This window comes from Streptomyces sp. (assembly GCF_035563135.1).
Classification (GTDB): domain Bacteria; phylum Actinomycetota; class Actinomycetes; order Streptomycetales; family Streptomycetaceae; genus Streptomyces.
Map to the genome: position 1 here is coordinate 1 of NZ_DATMVN010000334.1, position 2450 is coordinate 2450.

Annotated in this window: 3 protein-coding genes; 2 read left to right on the plus strand and 1 reads right to left on the minus strand. The window is 69.1% G+C overall.

What is annotated here, in order from left to right:
• Positions 1 to 29 precede the first annotated feature (29 nt).
• The gene (locus tag VN520_RS14575; RefSeq protein WP_325747330.1) at positions 30 to 641 is read right to left on the minus strand and encodes a sulfite oxidase-like oxidoreductase; all 612 of its coding nucleotides are present in this window, start codon (positions 639 to 641) and stop codon (positions 30 to 32) included.
• A gap of 234 nt (positions 642 to 875) precedes the next feature.
• On the opposite strand from VN520_RS14575, the gene VN520_RS14580 reads away from it, so the two are divergent.
• Complete coding sequence (locus VN520_RS14580; protein ID WP_325747331.1) at positions 876 to 1586, plus strand: succinate dehydrogenase cytochrome b subunit; 711 nt, start codon at positions 876 to 878, stop codon at positions 1584 to 1586.
• Between the two features lie 16 nt (positions 1587 to 1602).
• A partial coding sequence (locus tag VN520_RS14585) for an FAD-binding protein (RefSeq protein ID WP_325747332.1) occupies positions 1603 to 2450 on the plus strand: 848 nt, incomplete at its 3' end.

Below are 2450 nucleotides of genomic sequence, written 5' to 3' on the forward strand. Positions count from 1 at the left end.
GCGAGGGATGCGGAGAGCGGGGTCCTTCATCAGTCACCCTGGTACCGCTGCTGCTTCCACGGGTCGCCCCGGTCGTGGTAGCCGTTCTGCTCCCAGAAGCCGGGCTGGTCGCGCTCGACCACGGTGATCCGGCTGATCCACTTGGCGCTCTTCCAGAAGTACAGGTGGGGCACCAGCATCCGGACCGGGCCGCCGTGCTCGATCGGCAGCGGCCTGCCGTCGAACTCCCAGACCAGCCACGCCTTCCCCCCGGTGACGTCCTCGATCGGCAGGTTGGTCGTGTAGCCGGTCTTGGACGTGGCCACCACGAAGCGGCCCTCCGCGGTCGGGCGGGCCACCTCCAGCAGCGAGTCGACGCTGATGCCGCCGAAGTGCGTGTCGAACTTCGACCAGGTGGTCACGCAGTGGATGTCGCCGCGGTACTCGGCACCGGGCAGCGCGTGCGCCTGGTCCCAGCTCCACGTGGTCGGGTTCTCCACCTCGCCGTCGACGGTGATGCTCCAGGTCTCCGGGGTGATCCGCGGCGTGGGCTCGGCGGTCAGCACCGGCCAGTCGCCGCCGACGTCGTACTGGCCGGGTGGCAGCCGCGGATCGCTGGCCGTGCGGCGGCGGCCGAGGAAACCGCGGGTGGGTCCAGGCACGTCCCTGTCCTCTCCGCCCGGTCCTCTCGGAGCACTCGACCGGGTCGTGCACGATCTTCCTCCACCGGACGGCCGGCTGTCTGCCCGGGTCGGGAACCCCTGCCCGGGGACCCCCGTTGGGGCTCGCAAGAGGGACCTCGGGGCCCGTTCGGCCTGGTGAGGGTGCCCTTACATGAGCCGTGTCACGGTGGCCCTACCTGGGTGTCACCCGGACAGTGGGCATACCGTTGGCCTGTGGCGACAGTGACGACGCATACGGGCCCCCGAAAGGCCCCCAAGACCGGGAAGTTCAGCAACTCGGTCGTCAAGAAGGCAGTGATGGCGGTCAGCGGGATCATCATGATCCTCTACTTGATCGCTCACATGATCGGCAACCTGCACGCATTCCAGGGTGCCGAGGAGTTCAACGAGTACTCCCACTGGATCCGCACGATCGGTGAGCCGGCCGTGCCCGAGGAGACGCTCCTCTGGATCATCCGGTTGGTGCTGCTCGCGTCCGTGGTGGCGCACTTCTGGGCGGCGATCTCGCTGTGGCGCCAGGCGCGCCGCGCCCGCCCGGTGCCCTACGTGACCAAGAAGCGGGTGCAGCAGAGCTTTGCCTCACGCACCGTCCGCTGGGGCGGCGTCATCATCCTGCTGTTCATCATCTGGCACATCCTCGACCTCACCTTCGGCGCGGTGAACCCGGCCGGCTCCGACGCCACGCCCTACGACCGACTGGTCGCCAGCTTCCAGAACATCCCGATCACGCTGTTCTACGTGCTCGCACTGGTCCTGCTGGGGCTGCACCTCCGGCACGGCATCTTCGCCGCCACGCAGACGCTCGGGCAGACCAACAAGCGCCGCGAGCGCGCGGTCAACGGGATCGCCTACGCCGTCGCCGGTGTGATCACCGTGGGCTTCCTGCTCGTGCCGCTGTCCATCGCCTTCGGCCTGATCGACTGACGGGACCAATCACGCCATGCCTCTCGAGCTCTTCTCCGTCGGCGAGCCGATCGCCGACACCAAAGCCCCGCGCGACGTCCCGATCGACCAGCGGTGGGGCGAGCGCAAGTTCCGCGCGAAGCTGGTCAACCCGGCCAACCGCCGCCGCCTGTCGGTGATCGTCGTCGGCACCGGACTGGCCGGCGGATCGGCCGCCGCGACGCTGGCCGAGGCCGGCTACCGGGTCAAGAACTTCTGGTTCCAGGACAGCCCGCGCCGCGCGCACAGCGTCGCCGCGCAGGGTGGGATCAACGCCGCCAAGAACTACCGCAACGACGGCGACAGCGTGCACCGACTGTTCTACGACACGGTCAAGGGCGGCGACTTCCGGTCCCGCGAGGACAACGTCTACCGGCTGGCCGAGGTCAGCGCGAACATCATCGACCAGTGCGTCGCCCAGGGCGTGCCGTTCGCCCGTGAGTACGGCGGGCTGCTGGACAACCGGTCCTTCGGTGGCGCGCAGGTGTCCCGCACCTTCTACGCCCGCGGGCAGACGGGCCAGCAGTTGCTCTACGGCGCCTACCAGGCCCTCGAGCGGCAGATCGGCCTCGGCAACGTCGAGACGCACCCGCGCACCGAGATGCTCGACCTCATCGTGGTCGACGGCAAGGCGCGCGGGATCGTCGTCCGGGACCTGATCAGCGGCGAGATCTCCACGCACTACGCCGACGCCGTCGTCCTGGCCTCGGGCGGGTACAGCAACGTCTTCTACCTGTCCACGAACGCCAAGGGCTCCAACGTCACCGCCGCCTGGCGGGCGCACAAGCGGGGCGCGCTGTTCGCCAACCCCTGCTACACGCAGATCCACCCGACGTGCATCCCGGT